This window comes from Actinomadura fibrosa (assembly GCF_900659615.1).
Classification (GTDB): domain Bacteria; phylum Actinomycetota; class Actinomycetes; order Streptosporangiales; family Streptosporangiaceae; genus Spirillospora; species Spirillospora fibrosa.
The window spans coordinates 1-2357 of sequence record NZ_CAACUY010000497.1; the positions used below are offsets into that span (position 1 = coordinate 1).

The following is a 2357-nucleotide window of genomic DNA, read 5'->3' on the forward strand; positions in this document are numbered from 1 at the left end:
AGCAGCGCCGCCGCCAGCCCGGCCGCCAGGAGCGGGAGCGCGGCGACGAACAGGTCGGAGAACGCCTGCGCGAAGGCCTCGGCGACGCCGAGCCGGACCGGTCCGGGCAGCGTGCGCAGCACCTCGGGCCGGACGGCGTCCTCGAACGCCGGGGCCCGGCCGCCGGGGGCGCGCCGGGCCGCCTCCTCCGCGAACCGGCTGGACACGATCGCGCCGAACACGGCCATCCCGGCGGCGGTGCCGAGCATCCGGGCCGCGAACACCCCGGAGCTCGCCGCCCCGAGGTCGGCGCGGGGCGCCGCGTTCTGCGCGATCAGCACGACCACCTGCTGCGACAGCCCCGCCCCGAAGCCGAGCACCGCCATGTACAGGCACGCGGTGAGGAGCCCCGTGCGGGCGTCCATGGTGGCGAGGAGCGCGACGCCGGCGGCGCTGACCGCCATGCTCGCGGCCGGGAGCCGGTGGTAGCGGCCGGTGCGGGCGATATGCCGGCCAGCGCCCAGAGAAGCGGCGAGCAGCCCGGCCATCATGGGCAGCAGGAGCAGGCCCGACCGGGTCGCCCCCACCCCGCCGACGACCTGGAAGAACATGGGCAGGTAGGTGGCGAGGCCGAACCCGGTCGCCCCGCCCACGGCCGCGACCACGCAGGCGACGCCGAACGACCGGTCGCGGAACAGCCGCGGCGGGATCACCGGTTCGGCCGCCGACCGCTCGGCGAGGACCCAGGCGGCGAACAGCACGAGCGCCCCTCCCCCGAGCCCGAGGATCGCCGGCGACCCCCAGGCGTACCGCGTCCCGGCCCAGCTCGTGCACAGCGTGAAGCACGTGACGGCCGCGCCGAGCAGCACGATGCCGGGGTAGTCGACGCGCGGGCGCCCCGCCGGGGGCGGGAGCCGCAGGAACAGCAGCGTCGTCACGACGGCGGCGAGCCCGAGCGGGACGTTGACGTAGAACGCCCACCGCCACGACGCGTGGTCGGTGAGGAACCCGCCCACAAGCGGCCCCGCGATGCTGGAGACCGCGAAGACGACCGCCGAGTAGCCCTGGTACCGGGCCCGCTCGCGCGGCTCGAACAGCTCCCCGGACAGCGCGAACATCGAGGCCATCAGGCAGCCCGCGCCGGCGCCCTGGACGACCCGGAACGCGATGAGCAGGTCCATCGTCGGCGCCGCGCCGCACGCCGCCGACCCCAGCAGGAACGCCGTGAGCCCGGCGAGGAACACGGGCCGCCGCCCGAACAGGTCGCCGAGCCGTCCGGACAGCGGAACCGTGACGCTCGTGGCCAGCACGTAAGCCGTCGAGACCCAGGCGAGCCGGTCCAGCCCGCCGAGGTCACCGACGATCGTCGGCAGCGCTGTGCCGAGGACGGTCGCGTCCAGGGACGACATGAGCCCGGCGAGCATCAGCCCGCCGAAGACGAACAGCCGGTGCCGGTGGCTCATCACCGGCGCGTCCGAGACCATGTGCACCTCACAAATATCTGCTGAAGACAGATAAATGCTAGCTGCACATAGATGAGCGGCGCAACGGCCCGGGGTTCAGGGGTTCGCGCCGGTCAGTTCCCGGACGGCGCGGTGCGCGGTGCCGATGTCGCGGGCCGGATCGCCGAACTGGACCTGGACGCGGGTGCGGCGCAACCGCCCGTCGACGGGCAGCAGGTCGCGGGTGCCGGTCAGCCCGGCGGGGACGAGCGGGACGCCGGCGAGGCCGGCCAGCCGGGCTGCGCCCGTCCGGAACTCGCCGACCATGCCGTCGCGGGACCGCGTCCCCTCGGGGAACACGATCACGCAGCGGCCGCGGGCGAGCTGGGCGGCGGCCGCGGCCAGGTCGTCGAACCCGCCGCGGGACCGCCGGACGGGGAAGCCCGCCACGGCCGTCCGGCAGACCAGGGCGCGCAGCCGCCCGGCGAACCAGTAGTCGGCGGCGGCCGCGGCCATCGGGCGGCGGCGCGCGGGCAGCGCGGCGAGCAGCGCGGCGGTGTCGGCGTGGGAGGAGTGGTTCGCGACGATGACGCACGGCGCGGCCGGGACCGGGCCGGTCACCTCCAGCCCGCCCGCGAGGCCGAACGCGGCACGCCAGCCGGCCCGGCGCAGATACGCGGCGATCATGAGAGCACCATCGCCACCGCGAGCGCGACCAGCAGGGAGTCGACGCGGTCGAGCAGGCCGCCGAAGCCGGGCAGCCACCGCCCGGCGTCCTTGACGCCGGCGCCGCGCTTGAGCATCGACTCCAGCAGGTCGCCGAGCGGCGCCCCGGCCGCGACGGCGGCGAGCGCTGCGGGCGTCACGGCGCCGAACAGCGCCAGGACCGCCGTGCCCGCCGCGATGCCCCCGGCGACGCCGCCCCAGCGCTTGGCC

3 protein-coding genes are annotated in these 2357 nt (G+C 76.4%); all 3 read right to left on the reverse strand.

Translation table 11 applies throughout. The annotated features are described in order from the left end of the window. Window positions 1-1463: MDR family MFS transporter (locus tag E1300_RS49040; RefSeq protein ID WP_242619909.1), on the reverse strand; the 1463-nt coding region annotated here is incomplete at its 3' end. A 75-nt stretch (window positions 1464-1538) separates the two neighbouring features. Then, on the reverse strand, window positions 1539-2108 hold the full coding sequence (locus E1300_RS49045; protein WP_131764094.1) for a lysophospholipid acyltransferase family protein: 570 nt from the start codon (window positions 2106-2108) through the stop codon (window positions 1539-1541). Continuing rightward, a partial coding sequence (locus E1300_RS49050) for a phosphatidate cytidylyltransferase (RefSeq protein WP_165503360.1) occupies window positions 2105-2357 on the reverse strand: 253 nt, incomplete at its 5' end. The genes E1300_RS49050 and E1300_RS49045, both read right to left, overlap by 4 nt.